24 protein-coding genes are annotated in these 22,685 nt (G+C 64.8%); 9 read left to right on the top strand and 15 right to left on the bottom strand.

Annotated features, from left to right (window positions below; all coding sequences use genetic code 11):
* Positions 1–134: 134 nt before the first annotated feature.
* The 4 genes from RAD15_RS41210 to ctrA form a co-directional block, all read right to left on the bottom strand.
* Positions 135–1,295: a glutathionylspermidine synthase family protein gene (locus tag RAD15_RS41210; RefSeq protein WP_458184422.1), complete on the bottom strand. Its 1,161-nt coding sequence runs from the start codon at positions 1,293–1,295 to the stop codon at positions 135–137.
* A 3-nt stretch (positions 1,296–1,298) separates the two neighbouring features.
* Positions 1,299–1,685 (bottom strand): hypothetical protein, encoded by a 387-nt coding sequence (locus RAD15_RS41205; protein WP_458184421.1) that lies wholly within the window; start codon positions 1,683–1,685, stop codon positions 1,299–1,301.
* A gap of 2 nt (positions 1,686–1,687) precedes the next feature.
* Positions 1,688–2,092: a DUF350 domain-containing protein gene (locus RAD15_RS41200; protein ID WP_458184420.1), complete on the bottom strand. Its 405-nt coding sequence runs from the start codon at positions 2,090–2,092 to the stop codon at positions 1,688–1,690.
* Between the two features lie 423 nt (positions 2,093–2,515).
* Positions 2,516–3,217, bottom strand: coding sequence for a response regulator transcription factor CtrA (gene ctrA / locus RAD15_RS41195; protein ID WP_008138878.1), 702 nt, complete (start codon positions 3,215–3,217; stop codon positions 2,516–2,518).
* Between the two features lie 434 nt (positions 3,218–3,651).
* Between ctrA and fliI the strand changes: the two genes are divergently transcribed.
* The 5 genes from fliI (at position 3,652) to RAD15_RS41170 (ending at position 8,216) form a co-directional block, all read left to right on the top strand.
* Positions 3,652–4,977 carry a flagellar protein export ATPase FliI gene (gene fliI, locus RAD15_RS41190; protein ID WP_458184419.1) on the top strand — a complete coding sequence of 442 codons (1,326 nt, stop codon included), beginning with the start codon at positions 3,652–3,654 and terminating at the stop codon, positions 4,975–4,977.
* 133 nt (positions 4,978–5,110) lie between these two features.
* Complete coding sequence (gene fliJ / locus RAD15_RS41185) at positions 5,111–5,530, top strand: flagellar export protein FliJ (RefSeq protein WP_008138882.1); 420 nt, start codon at positions 5,111–5,113, stop codon at positions 5,528–5,530.
* Positions 5,531–5,848: 318 nt separating this feature from the next.
* Entirely contained in the window at positions 5,849–6,394 is a 546-nt protein-coding gene (locus RAD15_RS41180; protein WP_458184418.1) for a sigma-70 family RNA polymerase sigma factor, read from the top strand.
* Between the two features lie 38 nt (positions 6,395–6,432).
* Positions 6,433–7,548, top strand: a complete 1,116-nt coding sequence (locus tag RAD15_RS41175) for an anti-sigma factor domain-containing protein (RefSeq protein WP_458184417.1) — start codon at positions 6,433–6,435, stop codon at positions 7,546–7,548.
* 272 nt (positions 7,549–7,820) lie between these two features.
* A complete protein-coding gene (locus RAD15_RS41170; protein ID WP_458184416.1) occupies positions 7,821–8,216 on the top strand; it encodes a hypothetical protein in 396 nt (131 codons plus the stop codon).
* Positions 8,217–8,370: 154 nt separating this feature from the next.
* On the opposite strand, the gene RAD15_RS41165 is transcribed toward RAD15_RS41170, so the two are convergent.
* A complete protein-coding gene (locus RAD15_RS41165) occupies positions 8,371–8,643 on the bottom strand; it encodes a hypothetical protein (protein WP_458184414.1) in 273 nt (90 codons plus the stop codon).
* Positions 8,644–9,025: 382 nt separating this feature from the next.
* Between RAD15_RS41165 and RAD15_RS41160 the strand changes: the two genes are divergently transcribed.
* Complete coding sequence (locus RAD15_RS41160; protein WP_458184413.1) at positions 9,026–9,985, top strand: AraC family transcriptional regulator; 960 nt, start codon at positions 9,026–9,028, stop codon at positions 9,983–9,985.
* A gap of 191 nt (positions 9,986–10,176) precedes the next feature.
* On the top strand, positions 10,177–11,397 hold the full coding sequence (locus RAD15_RS41155) for an NAD(P)/FAD-dependent oxidoreductase (RefSeq protein ID WP_458184412.1): 1,221 nt from the start codon (positions 10,177–10,179) through the stop codon (positions 11,395–11,397).
* A gap of 1,124 nt (positions 11,398–12,521) precedes the next feature.
* Here the strand turns inward: RAD15_RS41155 and RAD15_RS41150 are convergent.
* From RAD15_RS41150 to RAD15_RS41115, 8 genes are all read right to left on the bottom strand, one after another.
* The gene (locus RAD15_RS41150) at positions 12,522–12,722 is read right to left on the bottom strand and encodes a hypothetical protein (RefSeq protein ID WP_092193413.1); all 201 of its coding nucleotides are present in this window, start codon (positions 12,720–12,722) and stop codon (positions 12,522–12,524) included.
* Between the two features lie 294 nt (positions 12,723–13,016).
* Entirely contained in the window at positions 13,017–15,158 is a 2,142-nt protein-coding gene (flhA, locus tag RAD15_RS41145; protein WP_458184411.1) for a flagellar biosynthesis protein FlhA, read from the bottom strand.
* A gap of 332 nt (positions 15,159–15,490) precedes the next feature.
* Positions 15,491–15,793, bottom strand: coding sequence for a copper-binding protein (locus tag RAD15_RS41140; protein WP_458184410.1), 303 nt, complete (start codon positions 15,791–15,793; stop codon positions 15,491–15,493).
* A 15-nt stretch (positions 15,794–15,808) separates the two neighbouring features.
* Positions 15,809–16,264, bottom strand: a complete 456-nt coding sequence (locus tag RAD15_RS41135) for a cupredoxin domain-containing protein (protein WP_458184409.1) — start codon at positions 16,262–16,264, stop codon at positions 15,809–15,811.
* A 32-nt stretch (positions 16,265–16,296) separates the two neighbouring features.
* Positions 16,297–17,634 carry a copper oxidase gene (locus RAD15_RS41130; RefSeq protein WP_458184408.1) on the bottom strand — a complete coding sequence of 446 codons (1,338 nt, stop codon included), beginning with the start codon at positions 17,632–17,634 and terminating at the stop codon, positions 16,297–16,299.
* A gap of 13 nt (positions 17,635–17,647) precedes the next feature.
* The gene (locus tag RAD15_RS41125) at positions 17,648–19,087 is read right to left on the bottom strand and encodes a TolC family protein (protein ID WP_458184407.1); all 1,440 of its coding nucleotides are present in this window, start codon (positions 19,085–19,087) and stop codon (positions 17,648–17,650) included.
* 9 nt (positions 19,088–19,096) lie between these two features.
* Complete coding sequence (locus tag RAD15_RS41120; protein WP_458184406.1) at positions 19,097–19,381, bottom strand: hypothetical protein; 285 nt, start codon at positions 19,379–19,381, stop codon at positions 19,097–19,099.
* A 73-nt stretch (positions 19,382–19,454) separates the two neighbouring features.
* Positions 19,455–19,871 carry a hypothetical protein gene (locus tag RAD15_RS41115; RefSeq protein ID WP_458184405.1) on the bottom strand — a complete coding sequence of 139 codons (417 nt, stop codon included), beginning with the start codon at positions 19,869–19,871 and terminating at the stop codon, positions 19,455–19,457.
* On the opposite strand from RAD15_RS41115, the gene RAD15_RS41110 reads away from it, so the two are divergent.
* Both RAD15_RS41110 and RAD15_RS41105 read left to right on the top strand, forming a co-directional pair.
* A complete protein-coding gene (locus RAD15_RS41110; RefSeq protein WP_458184425.1) occupies positions 19,846–20,148 on the top strand; it encodes a hypothetical protein in 303 nt (100 codons plus the stop codon). The two genes, RAD15_RS41115 and RAD15_RS41110, sit on opposite strands and share 26 nt — an antisense overlap.
* Positions 20,046–21,311: an MFS transporter gene (locus RAD15_RS41105; RefSeq protein ID WP_458184404.1), complete on the top strand. Its 1,266-nt coding sequence runs from the start codon at positions 20,046–20,048 to the stop codon at positions 21,309–21,311. The genes RAD15_RS41110 and RAD15_RS41105 overlap by 103 nt, the downstream gene beginning before the upstream one ends.
* A gap of 97 nt (positions 21,312–21,408) precedes the next feature.
* Here the strand turns inward: RAD15_RS41105 and RAD15_RS41100 are convergent, their stop codons facing one another.
* Positions 21,409–21,816: a DUF4864 domain-containing protein gene (locus tag RAD15_RS41100; RefSeq protein ID WP_458184403.1), complete on the bottom strand. Its 408-nt coding sequence runs from the start codon at positions 21,814–21,816 to the stop codon at positions 21,409–21,411.
* Between the two features lie 53 nt (positions 21,817–21,869).
* Positions 21,870–22,502 carry a TetR/AcrR family transcriptional regulator gene (locus RAD15_RS41095; protein WP_458184423.1) on the bottom strand — a complete coding sequence of 211 codons (633 nt, stop codon included), beginning with the start codon at positions 22,500–22,502 and terminating at the stop codon, positions 21,870–21,872.
* Positions 22,503–22,685 lie beyond the last annotated feature (183 nt).

Genomic DNA, 22,685 nt, shown 5'->3' with positions numbered 1-22,685 from the left:
TCAGCGCTTCCACAAAGCTCGGCTGTCCTGTCCGCTTCACCGCCATCGTCATTCCCCCAAGGCTTTGCCCTAGGGAATCACAACTGGCGGATTACGCAACAGGCCCACAAGGGGAGAAGGGAAGAAACTAACTTTCACAAAATCGCATGCGGCAGAAACCGCGAGCCGTTGCCCGTGATGGGGCTTTCGTCCTCGCGGATCGACAGGCCGCACGGCTCGTGATTCACCAGCCAGCTTCCAATCACCGGATAGAAGCCTGAAAAATTCGGCAGCGGTGACAGCGCCTGCCGCACGAAGCCTTCGGCGCCGTAGGGACCTGCCTGCTCGTCGAGCGGCATGCCGCCCGACACCAGCGTGACATTGGCGCCCTCGCGCGACAGCAGCGGCTTGCGCACATAGGATTTTCCGAGCTCGGCGGCGCGCGGATCGTCCTCGAAGAAGGCCGGCAGCAGATGGGGATGGTTCGGAAACATCTCCCACAGCAGCGGCAGAATGCCCTTGTTGGAGAGCACCGCCTTCCACGGCGGCTCGATCCAGCGCGTGGCGGCGTCCTTGAGCTTTGCGCCGAAGGCGTCGTGGAACATCCATTCCCAGGGATAGAGCTTGAAGGCGAGTGCGATGTCGCCATCGTCGAGATCGACGAAGCCGCCGGGCTCATCGCGCCAGCCGACTTGTTCGATGTCGAGCAGCGTGGTCGACAGTCCGGCCTGGCGCGCGGTGTCCTCGAGATAGGCCAGCGTGCCGGCGTCTTCATCGTTCCCGATCGTGCCGGTGAGATGGACATGGCGGCCGGCTGCAATCTCCTTCCACGCCGCGATCAGCCGCTCGTGGATCGAGTTGAACTGATCGGCACGCACCGGAATGATGCGGCGTTCGATCGCCTGTTCGAGCCATGTCCATTGAAACACCGCGGCCTCGAAGATCGAGGTCGGCGTATCCGCGTTGTATTCGAGCAGCTTTGCAGGGCCTTGGCCGTCGTACTTCAGGTCGAGCCGGCCATAGAGGCTGCGGTCGTCGCGCGCCCAGCTTTCGGCGATCAGGCTCCAGAACGCTTCCGGGATATTCAGGCGCCGCAGATGGCGCTCGTCACTGACGACGCGGCCGGCAAGCTCCAGGCACATCGCGTCGATCTCGCCGGTCGGGGTCTCGATGCCGCGCTCGATCTCGTCGAGCGTGAAGCCGTAATAGGCCCGCTCGTCCCAATAGCGGTCGCCGCCGATGGTGTGGAACACGAAACCGCATTGCGCGGCGGTCTCTCGCCAGTCATCGCGCTCGAGACAGGTGATGCGTTGCATGGGTCAGCCGCCGCCCGAGAAGCCATGGCCGAACGAGCCGAAGCCGCCGCGGCTCACGCTGCTATGGCCCGAATCGGATGACGTTCCCGAGGAGGAATGGCTGGAGGAATCGCTGCTGAAGAAGCTCGATCGCGACGACCAGTGCGAGCCGCCGCTGCCGCCCGACGAACCGCGGCTGCTACACGTCACGCTCGTCTGCCCCGGCGCAGCTCCGGAGGAAGGCGGATCGCAATTCTGCCGCGGCATCAGCGTGAAGGCGGTGGCGCCGACCGCGATCGTGCCCATCACCAGCAGCGCGACCTGGCCGGAGCGCTTCACCGGCGGCGTCGCCGGCGGCGGTGGTGCCGGCCGGCGCTTGCCGAAATCCTTGCTGGGGCGTTTCTCGGCCATGGTCAGTAGATCATGCAGGCGGCGTTCAACAGGCCGGCGGCGAGCGAGGACAGCCCGAGCCAGATCGCGGGCGCAAGCTCGCCGGCGGCGATCCGGTTCGACAGGTCCGGCACCGGCACGCGCACGAGGAAATAGACGATCACCTGGACGACGAGCGCGATCATTGCCCAGATCAGGCAGTCCAGCACATTGGCCGAATGCGCGATCGCGCTGACCAGCGGGGCCACGAAGCCGAGCAGGCTGAGGCCGAGCGCGATCGCCGCGGCCGGATCGTTGTCGCGGATCAGCTGGAACTCGTTATGCGGGGTGATGCGGGTATAGACGAACAGATAGGCCACGATCGCGACCAGCCCGGTGCAGAAATAGACCAGGAAGGCGGGCAGGCCGGCCAGTGATTGCAGGATCATCGTTCCCCCATCGAGCAGCGACCATTCGTCGGCGGGGAGAGCATAGCGGTTCAACGTTAGAGGTGGGTGAAGCCGCGGTCGTCGCGGGCAATCGCCTATGGGGGCAATTTCTCCGCGGCCATCCTTCGAGACGCCCGCCGTTGGCGGGCCCTCAGGATGAGGACCGAGTGTGCGGCAACAGCTTCAACGATCACCGATGCCGCTTAGCCTCATCCTGAGGGGCCGCGAAGCGGCCGTCTCGAGGGACGAGGCGCGCGTTCAAGCGGAGCAAAATGCCATACGCGATTGCCCTGCGCTTGCGGGGGAGGCATAGGCCGCGCGAGCGGGAGAGGGAGAAGACGTCCCCAAAAAACAAAACCCCGCCATTTGCGGCGGGGTCCAGGCTGGGAGGAGCGAGCCGTGGCTCGCGACGTAAACCCAGGATCAGGCGGGGATGCGCTCTTCGTGCTCGTGCGGCTCGCGCAGCACGTAGCCGCGGCCCCACACGGTCTCGATGAAGTTGCGTCCCTCGGAAGCGTTGGCCAGCTTCTTGCGGAGCTTGCAGATGAAGACGTCGATGATCTTCAGCTCGGGCTCGTCCATGCCGCCATAGAGGTGGTTGAGGAACATTTCCTTGGTGAGGGTGGTGCCCTTGCGGAGCGAGAGCAGCTCCAGCATCTGGTATTCCTTGCCGGTCAGATGCACGCGCTGGCCGCCGACTTCCACCGTCTTGGTGTCGAGGTTGACGACGAGGTCGCCGGTCTGGATGACCGACTGGGCATGGCCCTTGGAGCGGCGCACGATCGCGTGGATGCGGGCCACCAGCTCGTCCTTGTGGAAGGGCTTGGTCATGTAGTCGTCGGCGCCGACGCCGAGACCCTTGACCTTGTCCTCGATGCCGGCGAGGCCGGAGAGGATCAGGATCGGTGTCTTGATCTTGGAGACCCGAAGCTGCTTGAGCACGTCGTAGCCGGACATGTCGGGCAGGTTGAGGTCGAGAAGGATAATGTCGTAATCGTATAATTTACCGAGATCGACGCCTTCTTCCCCCAAATCGGTCGTGTAGACGTTGAAGCTCTCAGACTTCAACATCAGCTCGATCGACTGCGCGACGGCGCTGTCATCTTCAATCAGCAAAACGCGCATGCCAGTTCCCCATAGTCGCCGCTCCTGGGCGTCAGGTCGGCCGCATTCGCGGCACTCAACAAAACGCCTTTGAACAACTGATTCGGATCCTGACAACAGATGGTTAACAAACTCTGATTCTGGAACGCAAGTCCCCCCGGTGCAATTTTTGTCGAATCGCCCTAAGGTCTTGCGCGCGAAGCAGCTTTCGTCAGCCGATCCCGTTCAAGTTCCACTTTAAGAGACGGGCCTAACCGACTCCCGCGACTCAGCCTTCTTCTGAAGGGGAGTCACGCTCAGTCACAAAGACAGTGACGCAATGATTAATGATGCGGGTAAACACGAAGTTAAGCGGCGTTCAGAAATATGGCGAAACTTAAGAGTTTCACCGTGAAGGCCCGGAGGCACGACGGCGATCACCCTCATGAAAGCCCTCTTATGAAGGCACGGCCCATATGAAGGCTCTTGCCGAGCAGATCGGCGACATCGACGGCATCAACATCTATGGCCGCGTGGTCGGCGTGCGCGGCCTGATGGTCGAGGTGGCAGGTCCCATCCACGCCATGTCGGTCGGCGCGCGGCTCGTGATCGAGACCGGCGCCAACCGCTCCATCCCCTGCGAGGTCATCGGCTTCTCCGGCAACAATGCCGTGGTGATGCCGTTCGCCGGCCTCGACGGCGTGCGCCGCGGCTGCAAGGCGGTGATCGCCAATGCCGCCAATCTCGTGCGGCCGTCGTCGGCCTGGCTCGGCCGCGTCGTCAATGCGCTGGGCGAGCCGATCGACGGCAAGGGGCCGCTGCCGCAGGGCGCCTCGCCGATGCCGTTCCGCAATTCGCCGCCGCCGGCGCATTCGCGAAAGCGCGTCGGCAGCCCGCTCGACCTCGGCGTGCGCGCGATGAACACCTTCCTCACCTGCTGCCGCGGCCAGCGCATGGGCATTTTCGCAGGCTCCGGCGTCGGCAAGTCGGTGCTGCTCTCGATGCTGGCGCGCAACGTCGATGCCGCGGTCAGCGTCATCGGGCTGATCGGCGAACGCGGCCGCGAGGTGCAGGAATTTTTGCAGGACGATCTCGGCGAGGAAGGCCTGGCGCGCTCCGTCGTCGTGGTCGCGACCTCGGACGAGCCGGCGCTGATGCGCCGGCAGGCGGCGTATCTGACGCTCGCGGTCGCCGAATATTTCCGCGACGAGGAGCAGGACGTCCTTTGCCTGATGGATTCGGTGACGCGCTTTGCCATGGCCCAGCGCGAGATCGGCCTGTCCGCCGGCGAGCCGCCGACCGCCAAGGGCTATACGCCGACCGTGTTCACCGAGCTGCCGAAGCTTCTGGAGCGGGCGGGGCCGGGCCTCGGGGAAGGCGCCATCACCGCGATCTTCACGGTGCTGGTCGACGGCGACGATCATAACGAGCCGATCGCGGATGCCGTCCGCGGCATCCTCGACGGCCATATCGTGATGCAGCGCTCGATCGCCGAGCGCGGCCGCTACCCCGCCATCAACATCCTCAAATCCGTCTCCCGCACCATGCCGAAATCCGCTGATCCGCAGTTCTGGCCGACCATCCAGAAGGCGCGGGCGGTGATGGCGACCTATGCCGATATGGAGGAATTGATCCGGCTGGGCGCCTACCGGGCCGGCTCCAGCCCCGAGGTCGACGAGGCGATCCGCCTGCACGAGCCGCTGGAAGCGTTCTTGCGGCAGCGCAAGGACGAAAATGCCTCGCTGGCGGACGGCTACCGCCAATTGGCGCAAATCCTCGGCAATTTGGAAACGGAACGCTAACTTTGTCAGGTCATCATCCCATCCCACAGAGTAGCAGAGCCGGTCTTGGCCCCAGTCGGGCCTGTGGGGAGACCGGTGACGTCCCAATGTGTGTATGTCTTGCAGCTAGGGGACTTCTGGGGAGTACGAGTCGATGAAGTCACGTGATACCCTCATTCGCCTGAAGAAGTTTCAGGTCGACGAGAAGCGCCGCCGGGTCACCCAGATCGAGACCATGATCGCCGACTTCCAGCGGATGTCGACCGATCTTGAACGCGAGATCACGACCGAGCAGGAGCGTGCCGGGATCAACGATCCCTCGCACTTTGCCTATCCGACCTATGCCAAGGCCGCCATCCAGCGCCGCGAGAACCTGACCCGCTCAGCCGACGAGCTGAAGGGCCAGCTCGACGAAGCCAAGGCCGCGCTGGCCGAGGCCTTCGAGGAGCTCAAGAAGGTCGAGCTCCTGGACGAGCGCGACCAGGCCCGCGAGCGCGCCGAGGAAAACGCCCGCGAGCAGGCCGACCTCGACAGCATCGGCCTGATGCGCGCCCGCATCGGCGCCGTCGCCTAACGGCGCCAGCAGCCGGATCATCTTGGAATTTGCAGAACCCGGGCCCGCTAGGTCCGGGTTTTCGCATGGGCTGTCCACAGCGTGGCGCCGCGCCCCTTGGTGGTCGGCTTTGTCGCGCGCTATGGTGGCGGGAATGAGTGCTGTGCCAGCGACGGTGGTGCCCACCTCTCCCTTGGGGGAGGTCGGCGCGGAGCGCCGGGTGAGGGGTGACGGTCCCCCGTCAGCCCTGCGCCCCCTCACCCGATTTGCTGCGCAAATCGACCTCTCGCCGTCGGGGAGAGGTGAAGGGAAGCGACGGGCCGCGTTTCAGGGGGCTGAATGCTGACGCCGGCAGAGCTGGTCGGGCTGATCGAGGCGGTCGCCAAGGGCGATCAGGCCGCGTTCGAGCGCCTCTACGTCGCCACCCGCGCGAAACTCTATGGCGTGGTGCTCCGTATCTTGCGTCGACAGGATCTCGCAGAGGAGGTCATTCAGGAGGCCTACGTCAAGATCTGGAACGGCGCGGGCCAGTTCAATCCGGCCCTGTCGTCGCCGATCACGTGGATGGCGTCGATCGCGCGCAACCGGGCCATCGACATCGTGCGGAAGAAGTCGGAAGTCTCCATCGAGGAAGAGCCCCAGGCGATGGAGGTCGCGGCCGACAGTCCCGATCCGCTGGCGCGGCGGGAGATGACCGAGGAGTTGAAGCGGCTCCTCGAATGCGTCGGCCGGCTCGAGCCGGACCGTCAGCGGCTCGTGCTTCTCGCCTATTACAATGGCTGGAGCCGCGAGCAATTGGCGGAGAAATTTGCAGCGCCCGTCAACACGGTGAAGACGTGGCTGCGGCGCAGCATGCTGGATATCCGCGAATGTCTCGGACTTTAGCGAGGTGATACTGTGAGGGTGGTTCTGGACTGCATGTGATGGCCTATTCGGAGGACCATATCGCGCTCGCCGCGGAATATGCGCTCGGCACGTTAGATGCCGACGAGCGCGTGCAGGTCGAGACCATGATGGCGGTGGACAAGGCGTTCGCCGAGATCGTGCAGGGCTGGTCGTACCGGCTCGGCGTGCTCAACCAGATGGTCGGCACCATCGAGCCGCGGCCGATCGTGTGGGAGAACATCAGGGCCGAGCTGGCGCGGACGGACTTTGCGCAAGACTCGCCTGCGCCGTCCGGCGTCGCGTCGCCGCAAGCTTCGGCGCCGCCGCCACCGCCCCTTCCCGAGGTGTCCTCGCTCGACGTCGTGCCGCCCGTGCCGGTCTCGTCCGCGCCCGACGCAGCGCGGCCCGAATTGCCGTCGGAGGATGTCAAGCAACCGGAGCCGCCGCCTGCCGACGCGGAGCAGGTGGACACCGCAAGGCCAGCGCCTGATGCGATTCCCGACATCACGCCGGTCTTCATGCCGCAGGTCCATGCGCCCGATCCCGACGTCGTGCGCGCGCCGCTGCCGCCGGTCGTCGACACCAGCAATGTGATCCGGCTCGAGGGCCGCGTGAAGCGCTGGCGCACCATCGCCTCCGGCCTCAGTGCGCTGGCGGCTGCGCTGCTCGTGACGCTGTCGCTTCAGATCCTGCGGCCCGACGCGCTGCCGGGGGCCTTGCGTCCCGCACCGCGAATCCAGACGGTCGAGGTCAAGACGCCGGCGCCGCTCGCCGCGTCCGCGCAATATGTCGCGCTGCTCCAGGGCCAGGGCGGCGGCCCCGCCTTCATCCTCACCATCGACGGCGCGACGCGGAATTTCACCGTGCGCAAGGTCGGCGCGACGCCGGAGGCCGGCAAGAGTTTTGAGCTCTGGCTGATCTCGGACAAGCTGCCGCGCCCGCGCTCGCTCGGCGTGATCGGCACCGGCGAGTTCACCGCGCGTCCGCTGCTCGCCGGCTACGATGCCGACGTCGTCAACGGCGCGACCTACGCCGTCACCATCGAGCAGGCCGGCGGCTCGCCGAGCGGCCAGCCAACCTCGGCGCCGCTGTTTTCCGGCAAGCTGATCGAGACCGTGCCGCCGTCCCAGCCGCAGGCGCCCGCGAAGAAGTAAGCGCTCCGTCGTCGTCCTGGCGAAAGCCAGGACCCATTACCCCGGTCGAATGTTGTGGCAGATCGCCGTGGCCACAGGCTGTAGGATGGGTTGAGCTCTTGCGAAACCCATCTCTTCCCGGTCACCGCTCTCCGTAGTCGCGGTCATCATCCGACTGATCGCCGGCGCTATCGCGTAGGACGGGCGGAGCGAAAGCAGCGCCCATCGATTTGAGTTCACAAAGAACACTCAGGTTCCTTGATGAGTTTGCGTATTGAGAGAAGAGGCTAGCGATGAAAGGTGTCGAGCAAGTCTTTGATTATCGCTTTCCAACCGATCGTTGCCCGATCGCTGGTTTGCGAAGCCAAATTTCCGAACTTGCAGATCGATTTGGCCTGAATGTCGAATCTTGGAACGAGGACGGGTTGGGGAAGTTGCTGGGCGTTCTGCTGAAGCTTCCGTCCAAGCGCATAGTTGCGCTCATTGAATATGAAACATACAACGAGGCTCACCGCTTGGAGCACGGCACATTGGAAGTAAGTCTCGGTGCAGAGGAGGTTGCAGCGTTGGGAGCCGAGCCCTTGATAGGCGAGGTCTTGGAGTGTCTCGGGCTTACGCGAGATGATCTTATATGGCTTGCGACTGAAGCCGTTCAAATGGAGGCCCGTGATCTACTGCGACATATGTAGGATTTGAATTACGGTGACAGTGCTGGACTGCGCCCCTGAAGTGAGACACGATAATTTCAGTGACAGGCATTTCGAGGGCGACCTGTTCCAGTACGAGAAAGAGCTGTTAGTCCGTAGGATGGGTTGAGCCCTTGCGAAACCCATCTCTTCCCGGTCACCACTCTCCGCAATCGCGGTCATCATCCGACTGATCGCGTGCACTCAACTGATGGTTAGCCGTCGCTCCGAATTTTTCGCCGCCACCGCTCGCGCGTCGCGAGGAGCCGGTCGCGATTTCCGAAAGGGGCAGCATGGCATAGTGCCACTGTTTTGCCCGACGGGTCAAACGGAATTCGTAAAAGTCGAAATTCACGCCGGCCTTGTATCGCGCCCGCTGACGGCCTGTCTGGTCGCGAAAACGAACCCGCGCCGCTGATTCCGCGATCATTGCCGCCTTGCCTCTGATTTGTTCGACGCAGCAAGGGCTTGACGGAGCGATGTCTGCACCGGCTCGCAACCATAGTTCTACTGTGCATGGGGTTGTTTTTCATTTTTTTGCAGAAGGGCTCCCGAACGATAGGAGGGCAGGGGTGCCGGACGTCCGGTCCCGCATGTCGCTTCCGCCTTCGCTCTTCGAGCTACGGCGGACAAGCCCCTCCATGCGGGCTACAGGCCCTTCACTGTCGCCACGGTCCATCCGGCCGTCGCATGCCGACAAATCCCGCCGAATCCGCTCCCCGTTTGAACCTCCCCGCAAGTCGCGGCGTCAAATCCCGGAATTCAAAGTCGGCGCCGCCGATCATGGTGCCGGAAGAGGGGCGAGAAATCAGATGGATGCAGCGAAGACGCCGGGCATCTTCATTCACCAATATGCGGGCCTGGCGCAGGGCCCGGCCTTCGAACAATGGCGCGAGCGGGCCTTCGGGGCCTGCGGCCTCGACATCGGGCCGAGCCATGGCGACAGCATCGACTGCCGGCTCCAGATCAGCGTGGTCGACAATATCGCGCTCGCCATTCCCGAGGGCGCCTCCGCGCAATATACGCGCACGCAGAGCCACCTGGCCGACGGCAGCGACGATCTCGTCCTGATCGCAGCGCATGCGGGCCTCGTCCGCGTCGGGCAGAACGGCCATTCCGTGGAGCTCGCGCCCGCGCAGATGGTGCTCGTCGACATGGGCATCACCGGCACCGTCGGCCATACCGACGAGAATCGCTTCACCTCCATCCGCATGCCGCGCCGCGCGCTGCTCGACATCAATCCGCGCGCCGAGGACAAGCTGTCGCAAGTGCTCTCGGACGGCGCGGTCGCCGAGACAATCTTCCGCTACCACTCGCTTGCCGCTCATCACGCGCCGCATCTGGACGCCATCGGCCAGCGCCTCACCGCGCAGCACATGGTCGACCTCGTCGGTCTCTTGCTCGGCACCGATGCCGAGCATGCCAGCCTTGCGCGCGGCCGCGGACATGCGGCGGCGCGTCTCGATCTCATGCGTGCCGACGTGATGGCCGCGCTCGGCCGCAACGATCTCTGCCTGTCCGAGATCGCGACGCGCTCCGGCCTCAGCCCGCGCCAGGCGCAGCGCCTGTTCGAGCAGGCCGGCACCACCTTCACCGAATTCGTGCTGGAGCAGCGCCTCCTGCTGGCGCGCAAGCAGCTCGGCGATCCCCGCGCGCGGGCGCGCAAGATCAGCGACATCGCGCATTCCTCCGGCTTCTCCGACCTGTCCTATTTCAACCGCGCCTTCCGCAAGCGCTTTGGCGCGACGCCGTCGGAGCTCCGCGAGGCCTGAGCTGCGCCGCGGTTTCGTTCTGCGCATCACAGTTGGCCCCTTCGCGGCGATGAGCTATACCTACCTGTGCGGGCAGGCCACTCGATCGCTTGTCGTCCCCTTGTCGTCCCCTTGTCGTCCCCTTGTCGTTCCCTTGTCGTTCCCTTTGTCGTTCTCTTTGTCGTTCTCTTGGGAAAGTGCAGTCAACGGACATGGCGCGTATCGTCGTGCTCGGCGCCGGATTTGCAGGCCTGTGGGCGGCCATCGGTGCCGCGCGCAAGCGCGACGAGATCGGTGCTGTCGGCGACATCGAGATCCGCCTCGTCGACCGCAATCCCTATCACAACATCCGCGTGCGCAATTACGAGACCGATCTCAGCGAGGTCGCGCTTCCGCTTGCGCAACTGCTCGATCCGATCGGCGTCGTTCACGGCATCGGCGAGGTCGAGGCGATCGATCCGGCGCATCGCCGGATATCGCTCGTCACCAGCGGCGGCGAGGAGACGCTGAGCTATGACCGCCTTGTGCTGGCGCTCGGCAGCGAGGTGATGCGTCCCGCCGTTCCTGGCCTTGCCGAGCACGCCTTCGACGTCGACACCTATGTCGCCGCGCTCCGTCTCGAGGATCATCTCGTCTCGCTCGGACGCAGTGCGCCGTCGCCGGGGCGTTCGACGGTGGTGGTGGTCGGCGCCGGCTTCACCGGCATCGAGGTCGCCGCCGAGATGCCGGACCGCCTGGCGCGTGCGGGCATCACCGGCAGCCGCCGCATCGTCCTGGTCGATCCCAATCCGGCGGTCGGCGCCACCATCGGCGCGCATGCGCGGCCCGTCATCGAGACGGCGTTGTCGTCCCTCGACGTCGAGACGCGGCTCGGCGCGCGCGTCGCATCCGTCGAGGCGGCCGGCGTTCACCTGAGCTCGGGTGAGTTCATTCCGACGCAGACGGTGATCTGGTGCGCGGGGATGCGTGCGAGCCCTTTGGCGGCGAGCTTTCCGGACGCGCGCGATCGCCTCGGGCGCCTGCTGGTCGATCCGTTCATGCGGGTGGCCGATGTCGGCGGCGTGTTCGCGGCCGGCGACATCGCCTCCAGCGTGGTCGACGGATTGCATCCGACCGTGATGTCCTGCCAGTTCGCGCGTCCCATGGGCCGCTTCGCCGGCCACAATGTGGTGGCCGATCTCGCGGGCCTGCCGATGCTGCCGCTGCGTATCGACTGGTACGTCACCGTGCTCGATCTCGGCACCTGGGGCGCGCTCTATACCGAGGGGTGGGATCGCGAGGTCCGCGCCACCGGTGCGGCCGCGAAAGCGACCAAGCAGACCATCAACCGCAAGCGCATCTATCCGCCGCTCACCGGCAACAAGGACGAACTGTTCGCCGCGGCAGCTCCGACCGTGCAGGCGCCGCCGCCGACTTATGGAGGGCGCCGCTGAGACGGACGGCGCATCGGCGCGAGGCAGCGTCGCCTGCCAGCCTTGCGTAGCCCGACGGGCAAAACACCCAAGCAATAGGGCAATGGGCGCCGCCGAAAATATTCCACTTTACCGAAATTCGGAAACGGCGTATGTGTGACCTCGCTCCAGCCCGAGGAAGAGGGGCGTATCGCGATCGTCACGGACGCGGGCTGGACGGCGGTGGACGTGGGTCACATCGGCGCGAAAGGCATCGCAGGGCGGGCAACCGTGAGCGGAGGCGTCGCGCATGCGACCGGTGTGATCCGCGTACGGCAAAATCGTGTGGTCCTGACGCCCGGGGTCTGTGCGTCAAGCCTTGCGGGGATGCGTGCGGCCCAACCGGGTCCTCGCATCAGTCATCCGCAAGGCGACGGGGGCAATAGTGCATCGCTCCCCGGGGAGAGCGCGACATAGGCCGTAAAACCACTGCGCAGGGAAGGTCGGATGTTTTGGCTTCACCTGTATGCCGCTGTGCAAGTTCTTTGTTGCCACCTATCGCACAGTGGACCGTGGGTGCCCGGCCGGCACCCGGTCTTCCCTGCGCCCTTTTCCAATCGAGGGTGAAGCGATGAAGCAAAGCTCGGGCGAGGTGAGCCGCGAGAGCGCGAAAGTGTGTCTGCGATGGAAATGCGAGCCATGGAAGCGACTTCGGTGCGCCATGCACCGTCGTTGCGAGGAGCCAATCGACGAAGCAACCCAGACTGTCTCTGCGGAGGGTTTTGGATTGCTTCGCTAGCTCGCAGCAATGACGACGTGGAAGCATTTTTGCGCCATCACTCTGCTCTCGTGCCCCGGACGCAGCGCAGCGTCTCTTCGATGGTGCGCTGCAGGGCCGGTGCCCATCAATCAGTATGCCGTACGGTCTCCTGGGACCCGGCTCTGCGCAGCAGCGTAAGAACGCTGCAGCGCGTCCGGGACACGAGAGACGAGTTCGGAGTGGTGCGCTCCCCAGTGACTCAGAGTCCCCCAGACATGAGAAAGCGCCCGTGGGGGGCGGGCGCTTTCTGTAGTCGACTTGGGGTTGGGGTCGTCTACATATCCACGTGGCGACTTTGGGGGGCTGGTAAAGAGCCGCGTGAATTCAAAAAACTCGTCAGATCTCCTTAGCGAACGAGGGACGCGTTCGAGCTGGTGATTACGACCGGCTTGCCGGCCTTGATGACGCGGGCCGTCTGGGTCAGACCTTCATCCGAACCCGAGCGTGCCGTGATGCCGAAGCCCGCCACCGCGATCCCTGCGACGAGGGCCACGACCACGATCTTCAGATGGGTCGAGCGATCTGCGCTGTAGATCGAGTGGTTCATGGAAGCCTCCTGCCGCCATCTACCCGAAGTAGTCGCCGGCCGTTTGAGGCAGGTTCATGCTTCCGGTGCCCAACAACCTAGTATTGGGGGGATTCGTTCCCAAGGGGCGATCACAAGAGCGTGACAGGACGTGAAAGATCGCGATCGAAAACGAGCCTCGATCGTGCATTTTTGTAATTATTTCAAAGCTGTAATGTGCTTGTAAGGCGCCTTACCCACCTTTGGTCGACAAGGCGCCAGGAACTCAAAAACCATTTGCCTGTGGCTGAAAAACACACGGCTTCTTAAGGCAAATCAGACGCTTCCGACTGTTTTCAACCTCGCCCTGGGATGGATTTCAGCCTGCGAGAGCACGGTCGTCTGGGCCCGGAACCGCTCCACCAGGGAACGGACGAAGGGACGAATTGCCGCAGATGTGACCAGCACCGGCGCCTCGCCTTCGCGCGCCGCGCGCTCGAACGCCTCGCGCACCGCGGTCATGAATTCCGACAGTTTCGAGGGCTGCATGGCAAGGCTGCGCTCCTCGCCCTGGCCGATGATGGATTCGGCAAAGGCCTGCTCCCAGCGCGCCGACAGCGCGATCAGCGGAAGGTAGCCGTTGTACGACGTGTTCTGCGCGCAGATCTGCCGCGCCAGGCGGGCGCGGACGTGCTCGACCATGGTCGTGGGATTGCGCGAGAAGGCCAGCGAATCGGCGATGCCTTCGAGGATGGTCGAGAGGTCGCGGATCGAGATGCGCTCGGCGAGCAGCAGCTGCAGCACGCGCTGGATGCCGGAGACCGTGACCTGTCCCGGCACGATGTCCTTGACCAGCTCGCTCTGCTCCTTCGGCAGCTCCTTGAGCAGCTTCTGCACCTCGCCATAGGAGAGCAGGTCCGACATGTTGGCCTTGAGCAGCTCGGTGAGATGGGTGGAGAGCACCGTCGCGGCGTCGACGACGGTGTAGCCCTTGAGCGAGGCCTCCTCCTTGAGGCTGGCGTCGACCCAGGTCGCGGGCAGGCCGAAGGTCGGCTCGGTGGTGTGGATGCCGGGCACCTGCACCTGGCTGCCGCCGGGGTCCATGACCATGAACTGGTTCGGCCAGATCTTGCCGGTGCCGGCGTCGACCTCCTTGATCTTGATGATGTAGGTGTTGGCCTCGAGCTGGACGTTGTCGAGGATGCGCACCGCAGGCATCACAAACCCCATCTCGATCGCGAGCGACCGGCGCAGCGCCTTGATCTGCTCGGTGAGACGGTCGGTGCCGTCGGGCCCGTTGACCAGCGGCAGCAGCGCGTAGCCGAGCTCGATCTTGAGATCGTCGATCTTGAGCGCGGCCGAGATCGGCTCCTCCGCCGCGGCAGTGCCCGGCGCACCCGGCGCCCCCGGAGCGGGCGCGGCCTTGGCGGCTTCCTCGGCCTTGGCGGTCACCCGGTTGCGGTTGCGGGCGTGCCAGGCGAGCGCGCCGGCGCCGGCGCCGAGCGCCAGGAAGGGGATGGTCGGAATGCCCGGCAGGGCCGCCAGCACCAGCATGACCGCCGAGGACATCGCCAGTGCCTGCGGATAGCCGGAGAACTGCTTCATCAGCGCCTTGTCGGCGGCGCCGGACACGCCGGCCTTGGAGACGAGCAGGCCGGCCGCGGTCGAGACGATCAGCGCCGGCACCTGGGTGACGAGACCGTCACCGACCGTCAGCAGCGTGTAGCTGCGTCCGGCGTCGGCGAAGGACAGGCCTTGCTGCGCGACGCCGATGATCATGCCGCCGACGACGTTGATGAAGACGATCAGGAGGCCCGCGATGGCATCGCCGCGGACGAATTTGGAGGCACCGTCCATGGCGCCGAAGAAGCCGCTTTCGTCCTCCAGCTCCTTGCGGCGATGCTTGGCGACCTTCTCGTCGATCAGGCCGGCGGAGAGGTCGGCGTCGATCGCCATCTGCTTGCCGGGCATGGCGTCGAGGTGGAAGCGGGCGGCGACTTCGGCGATACGGCCCGAACCCTTGGTGATGACGACGAAGTTGACGATGATCAGGATGGCGAAGACGATGATGCCGATGACGAAATTGCCGCCCATCACGAAGCTGCCGAAGGCCTCGATGACGTGACCGGCGGCATCCGTGCCCTCGTGCCCGTGCGACAGGATCAGGCGGGTCGAGGCCATGTTGAGCGACAGCCGCAGCATGGTCGAGATCAGCAGGACGGTCGGGAAGGCGGAGAATTCCAGCGGCGTCTGGATGAACAGCGACGTCATCAGGATCAGGATCGAGAGCGTGATCGAGATCGCCAGGAACAGGTCCAGCACGATCGCGGGCAGCGGCAGGATCAGCACCACCAGGATGGTGAGGACGCCGAGCGCCAGCGCGATATCGCCGCGCTTGAGGATGTTGACGATCTCGTTGAGGGAGGGGAGGCCCGGCCTCGCGCTGCCTACGCCCTGTCCTGCGGTGACGTCGACCATGGTAGCTGCCTCCCCGCGCGACTGCCGCCCGCGCGCCCCAAACGTCTGCGCGGCGGCCGATGGGCCGCCGTTCCGAAAGTGAGGCACCGCACTGGCGTCCACAGGGGATCCCCCGTTCTACGCGGCTGACGACACTCGACTTCACTCGGCAATTCTTGCCGGGTGTATGGTTAGCAAAGGGTTAACGGAGGGGCGGCAGGAGGTCAGACCGGGGTGTTTCGGGGGCAAGGGTGTCATCCGGGGCGGTGCGCAGCACCGAACCCGGAATCTCGAGATTCCGGGTCTGGTCCTGCGGACCATCCCGGAATGACGGCGCGGCTGGCAAAGCGCCCCTACTTCGCCTTCTCCATCTTCGTCACTGTGTACCCCGCCGCCGCCTCCTCGGCCTCGAAGGTGACCTTGTCGCCGACCTTCACCTGCTTGAGCAAAGCGGGGTCCTTGACGCGGTAGACCATGGTCATGGGGTCATCCATGCCGAGGCTTTTCGCCGGTCCGTGCTTGAGCGTGATCTTGCCGGCGCCCTCGTCGATCTTCTTGACCTCGCCGCTGATCGCGGCGCCCTGGGCGGCGATGGCTCCGGTGGCGAGGCTTGCGGTCAGCGCCAGTGCTGCGGCGATACGGATGATGCGGTTCATGGGGGGCTTCCTTCGTTACTTCACGGTGACGTGGCCGACCATGCCGTAGTCGCGGTGGTCGGGAATCAGGCAGGAAAATTCGAACGTGCCGGCCTTGCTGAACTTCCAGACGATCTCGGCTGTCTTGTTCGGGGCAAGCCGCACGCCGTTGGGATCGTCGTGCTCCATGTGCGGATGCTTCTTCATCACCTCGGCATGCGCGAGATTTTCCTTGGGCGTGGCGAGCAGGAATTCGTGGTCCTCCTTGCCGACATTGCGCAGCACGAAGCGGATCTGCTCGCCGCGCTTCACGTCGATCTTCGACGGCTCGTACGACATCTCGCTCAGTGAGATCTCGATGGTGCGCGCCGGCTTTTTGGGATCGCCGGGCTCGCCCGCGGAAAAGGACGCATGGCCGTGATTTTCGTGCGCGCCGGCGGACGAGATCGAGAGCGCTGCCAGCGCGAGGACGAATGTGACGGTCTTCTTCATTGTGGTCTCCAGTTGGTGGTTCATCGAAACGCTCACATCTTCATGTTCTTCATCGGCGGGCTGCCCGGCTTTTGCCGCGTCGGTTCGGCAGCCGGTGCCGTGACTTCGTAGGCGACGGTGCCTTGCGGGAACTTGTAAGGTCCGGGATCGCGATAATCGTCGTGCGCGAGGTCCTCGCGGATCTTCATCACCGTGAACATGCCGCCCATCTCGATCGGACCGAACTGGCCGGCGCCGGTCATCATCGGCAGCGTGTTGTCGGGCGCGGGCATCTCCATGTTGCCCATCGCCATCCCGGTCGATCCCATCGCCATGCCGTCAGGCGCGAGCTTGCCGACGGCCTTGGCGAGGTCCTTGCGCGACACGCCGATGAGATTGCGCACGTCGTGTCCCATGGCGTTCATGGTGTGGTGCGACTTGTGACAGTGAAACGCCCAATCGCCGGGATTGTCGGCGAGGACGTCGAACACGCGCACCGCGCCGACCGGCACGTCCGTCGTCGTCTCCGGATATTGCGCGCTCTCCGGAATCCAGCCGCCGTCGGTGCAGGTCACCGCAAAACTGTGGCCGTGCAGATGGATCGGATGGTTGGTCATGCTGAGGTTGCCGATGCGCACGCGCACCTTGTCGCCGAGCCTGACCGGCAGCGGATCGATCCCCGGAAACACCCGCGAATTCCAGGTCCACATGTTGAAATCGGTCATCTCGTTGACCTGCGGCAAATAGGTGCCGGGATCGACGCGATAGGTGCTCATCACGAAGACGAAGTCGCGGTCGACGGTTCGGAAGTTCGGATCGCGCGGATGCACGACGACCATGCCCATCATGCCCATCGCCATCTGCACCATCTCGTCGGAATGCGGGTGGTACATGAAGGTCCCGCTCTTCTTCATCTCGAATTCGTAGACGAAGGTCTTTCCCGGCTCGATGTGCGGCTGATTCAGTCCGCCGACGCCGTCCATGCCGCTCGGCACGATCATGCCGTGCCAGTGCACGGTGGTGTATTCGGGGAGCTTGTTGGTGACGAAGATGCGAACCTTGTCGCCCTCGACCGCCTCGATCGTCGGGCCCGGCGACTGGCCGTTATAGCCCCACAAATTCACCTTCATGCCTTCGGCGAATTCGCGCACAACCGGTTCTGCGACGAGATGGAATTCCTTCCAGTCGCCGTTCATGCGGAACGGCAGCGACCAGCCGTTCAGCGTGACGACGGGACGGTAGTCGGGCCCGCTGATCGGATGCAGCGGCGGCTGCATCACCACCTTGTCCATGGTGGGCGCTTCCGGAATCGAAGCGGCCTGCACACGGCCGCTGACGGCCGACGCTCCGGCAAGCGCGGCGGTCCCTAAAAATCCTCGGCGGGAAAACATGCTGGCCTCCATTTCAGTGATCACCGTCGGCAGACGCTGCCGCAGCGATGGTGGTTGCGTTGTCGCCGCCCGAAGCGGGCGAGCCGCCGCCATTGACGGCGGTCTGCAGGTCGGCCTGCGCGAGGAAGAATCGCTGCCTGGCATCGATGGCGCCGCGCAGCGACGCCAGGCGCTGCCGCGCCTCGGTCAGCAGCGCAAAGATGTCGACCTGCATGCTGGAGAAGCGCAACTGCATCTCCTCGGTGATGATCTTGCGCAAGGGAACGATCTCGCGCTGGAAGTGGCTGGCGATGTCGTAAGTGGACCGGTAGACGCGATAAGCGTCTCGCGCCTCCGAGCGGACGTTCACGGCGCGCTCGGTCAGGCGGTTGAAGGCGAGATTGTAGGTCTCAGCCGCCTGCCGCACGCGGACCTCGCCGCCGTCGAAGATTGGGATCTGGAACTGCACGTCGAAGCCGCGTTCGCGAAACGGTGCGCCCTCCGGATCCTGGGTGCGGCGGGAGATGCCGGCGAGATCGAGCAGCGTCACGAAACGCGTCGCCTCGGTGAGGTTCAACGCTTTCGCCAGCGCCGTCAGCTCCAGCCGCGCGATCTGCAGGTCGATGCGATGGGCGACCGCGTCGGCCTCGATCGAGGGCAGGGCCTGCGGCCGGCGCGGCAATGGCGGCAGCTGGTTGGGCAGACGGAAGTCGAGGCCGTCGTCCCACAGCCCCATCAGACGCGCGAGTCTTTCGCGCGTGCTCGTCGCGGCTTGTCGCGCGGTCGCGAGGTCGGCGGTGGTCTCGGCGTAGAACACCTGTTCGCGGGCCTGGTCGAGCTTGTTGATCGAGCCGGTCTCGCCGAGCTTGACGGCGAGCTGGGCGGTGGATTCCGCCGTGGCCTTCGCGTCCGTCAGCAGCACCACGAGCTCGTTGCAGGTGACGGCGCGGACATAGGCGCGGCGCACGTCGGCCGCGAGCCGCAACGTCGCCAGCGCCGCGCGCAACTGCGCTGCGCGGAAGCGCTCGCGGGCGATGTCGGAGCGGAACGGCAGGGTGGCCAGCGCGAGGATGTCGCCGACTACCTGGCGCTCGATCTCGTTCGCGCCATTGCCCGAGATTCGCGACACCGAGAAGACCGGATTGGGCGGCAGGCTCTGCTCGACCAGATCGGTCTCGGCCAGCGCCAGCTCGTTATAGGCGGCCTGCAGTCCCTTGTTGTTGAGCAGCGCGATCTGCACGGCGGTCTCGATGGTCAGCGTGCGCGTCAGCAATCGGCGGACGGTCGCGTCGACGGCCTCGGCACCTTCGGCCGATCGGACGAAGGCAACGTCCTTTTTGATGGTCTGGCTGGTGAGGTCAGCGACCGTCGTCATGCCGCCGTCCGGCGAAAACGCCATGCAGCCGGCAAGACTTATTGATGCAAGCCCGAACGTGGTGAGCACGAGCAGACCACGCGCAAGATGATGTGCCATGGCGCGCGCCTACCGGTCTTGCTTCGATTGCGGCGTGACCGCGTCGTTGCGGTCCCGCCAGGGTGCCGGTGTCGCCGGCCGCAGGCTGGTATAAGGCGCAACGGTCGAGCGATAGCCGACGCGCGCCACCTTCGCCGAGGGGTCGGCGGGGTCAGCGCTGGCGATGTGTGTCGTTGCCGGCATGCAGCCGGGCAGCGCCAGCACGGCAAGAGCCAGCAGCAGCCAATTGAATCGAAAGTGTCGTCCACCCACCGCAGATGCGGCGGCGGACTTCGCCCCGGAAAGCGCAAGCATGATTTATTCCTGATCTGGAGACCACAGGTTCGCGCGCGCAGATGCGCGCTCGGACCGAAATCGTCGCGTCAGATCAGGCGATGGGGGGGCGGTAGTGCTGGGGCGGCGCCGAGCTGTGCAGGCTAGCGACGATCTCGGGCGCGCAGGTGGACGTCGGCCGGACCGGTGTTGCGACGATCGGCAGATCGGCCGGCAACGCGCTGACGCACATCATCGCACAGCACGGACCCACTGTTCCCTTGCCGCCATGATGATGCGGGGCGGGGACGTCCTTTGCGGCGGTCTGGTGATGAGCGTGGGTTCCCGCATGTTCGTGCGAGGCATCGCCATGCAGATGGCTCGCCATCTGGTGATGCGCCGGCACGAGATCGGCGAGGATCGCATCGTCGAGGCACGGCGCCGGACCAGCACCCCAGGCGAGGCTTGCCGCCGGCGCGAGCACGCAGAACAGATAGGCGAGGGCGATGATCCGCCCCACCCTGATCCGCATCGATCGCGTCAACCGCAACAACATTCCGCCGATAGGCTCCTCGCGCGGCAAGGTTGCACACGCTGATTGCAAACTAATCGCAAAACGCGCATTCGCCAAGCTCATTTTACCGCAGTGCACCGCGCATGACCAATATATCGCCACGTTGCTTGACCCTCGGTTGATCCGCGGGCCATGTTCCGGCCCGTGCACGCGCCAAATCATCCAGGACAAACGCCTGATTCGTTCAGCCCTGATTCCCGTCAGGCATGGATGCGGCTCGTCATCGCGCTGGTGATCGGCTCGATCGGCGCCGTCGGCATGTGGGCGGTCGTGGTTGTGATTCCCGTGGTGCAGGCGGAATTCGGTGCCACACGCGGCGCGGTGTCGCTGGCCTTCACGCTGATGATGTTCGGTTTCGGGCTGGGCGGCGTGATCGCCGGCAAGATCACCGACCGGTTCGGCATCGTGTCCGCGATGGCGATCAGCATTGCTTTTCTAGCCGTCGCCAATGTGCTTGCGGGCCTGTCAACTCAGCTCTGGCAGTTCGTCGCGGCGTATTTCCTGATCGGCCTCGGCACGTCCGCGACCTTCGCGCCGCTGATGGCGGAGGCTTCGCACTGGTTCGAGCGCTACCGCGGGCTTGCCGTGACCATCGTCGCCAGCGGCAATTACGTCGCCGGCACGATGTGGCCGCCGATCGTGAGCTGGGGTACGCAGACCGCCGGCTGGCGCACCACCCATATCGGCATCGGCATCGTCTGCGCGAGCACGATGGCGCTTCTGGTCCTCGTCCTGCGCGCACAGATCGGCGACGACCATACCCGTGATCATGCCAACGCGCCGCCGCCGCGGGTCGATCTCAAGCTGTCGACCAACACGCTGACGGTGCTGCTCTCGATCGCCAGCATCTCCTGCTGCGTGGCGATGGCGATGCCGCAGGTGCATATCGTCGCCTATTGCGGCGATCTTGGTTACGGCGTCGCCCGCGGCGCCGAGATGCTGTCGCTGATGATGGGCTGCGGCATCGTCAGCCGCATCGGCTCGGGCTATCTCGCCGACAAGATCGGCGGCATCCGCACGCTGCTGATCGGATCGCTCGCGCAGGGCTTTGCGCTGGTGTTCTACTTGTTCTTCGACAGCCTCGCCTCGCTTTATCTCATCTCCGCGATGTTCGGTCTGTTCCAGGGGGGCATCGTGCCGAGCTACGCCATCATCGTGCGCGAGGCGATGCCGGCGAAGGAGGCCGCAACCCGCGTCGGCATCGTGATCTTTGCCTCGGTGTTCGGCATGTCCTTCGGCGGCTGGGTGTCGGGCGTCATCTTCGACGCCACCGGCTCCTACGGCGCAGCCTTCGCCAACGGCGTCGCCTGGAATGCGCTCAATATCGGCATCGTCCTGCTGCTGCTGATCCGCGCGCGGATGAGCGCGACAAAGGCCGGCCCGGGGTTCGCGACCTAAAGCATGATCCGGAAAAGTGCGAAGCGGTTTTCCGGAAAAATCATGCGCAAACAACAACCTAAAGCGCGATGACGATTCATCCAAATCTCATCGCGCTTTAGGCTTCCTGTCCCACCTTCAAGAGTGAGCAGCCGGTGATCTTGTAGCTGCCATCGCCCTGCTGCTCGAGCGTGTAGAGCGCTTCCCAGGCGTTGCCGTCGGCATCGACGATGTGGACGTGCTGGGCAATCCAGCTGCCTTCGCTCTTGCTGTCGCCGAACTCGAAGCTCTTATGCCGGTAGACCGGCGCGTAGCCGTTCTGCACCATGGACATGAAGATGTCAGGCGCGGGGAAAATCTCCCGAATCGCCGGGGCGGCGTAGGAATAGGCCGCGGCCGCATCGTCGTGGACGAATGCCTGTTCCTGGGCGCGGATGACGCCTTGCGCCGCGGCGATATCATCGGCGAATGCCGGAGGGGCGCCAAGGGCAAAACTGATTGCGACGAGCAAGGCGGCAATGCGCATGGCAAGCTCCGCGTTGAGATCCCGGCGGCACCGATCCTAGCACGTCAGCTGGACTATCGCTTCCGTTTTGCGGCCGGCTTCGCCACTTTGGCCGTGTGCGCCTTGGCGGCCGGTTGCACGCGCAGGCCGTCCACGAACACGTCGAGCATCCGCAGCACTGACGACTGCCAGCCTGGCTGGTCGTGCATGTAGCACATGCCGATCAAGGCCCTGAGCAAATCCTCCGGACTGACATCGCCGCGCATCTGGCCGGCCGCGACCGCGCGATCGAGCAGCGAGCCGATCGCCTTGGTCAGCCGGTCTATCGAGAACGCCGCGAGGTCCGAGGAACTCTGGAACGTCAGCGCCAGTGCGGCCGACATGCCTTTCTTGGTGGCGACGAATTCGACATTGGAGCGCAGCCAGCGCCTGAGCGCATCGACCGGGTCCTTGGCGTTCTTCAATTGCTCGGCGAGCTCGCTGAGCTGCTCGACCTCGCGCCGGTACACCGCCTCGAACAAATCCTCGCGCGTCGGGAAATGCCGATAGAGCGTGCCAATGCCGACGCCGGCGCGCTTTGCCACGGCCTCGAGGCTCGCTTCAGGCCCGCCGGCATTGAACACGACTTTCGCGGCCTCGAGCACGCGCTCGCGATTGCGCACGGCATCGGCGCGGGGTTTGCGAATCTGGTCGGCGTGGTCGTCCATATCAGGCAATGTAGATCACGAATTGGTTAGATTGAACCCGTGTTGGACCCTCGCAGGGCTGCATCGCGTTGGTCGCCCACGGGCTTTTGACGAATTCCAAATATTTTCTGGCGGCCCTTGTTAAGCGGAGGCAGCCTCCGTATCTTCGCCGGTGTCAGCTCGGGTCATGCCCGGGCGATGCGA

Source organism: Bradyrhizobium sp. 14AA (assembly GCF_054185205.1).
The sequence above is the reverse complement of the archived record's forward strand: the minus strand, read 5'-3'. Positions and strand labels throughout refer to the sequence as shown.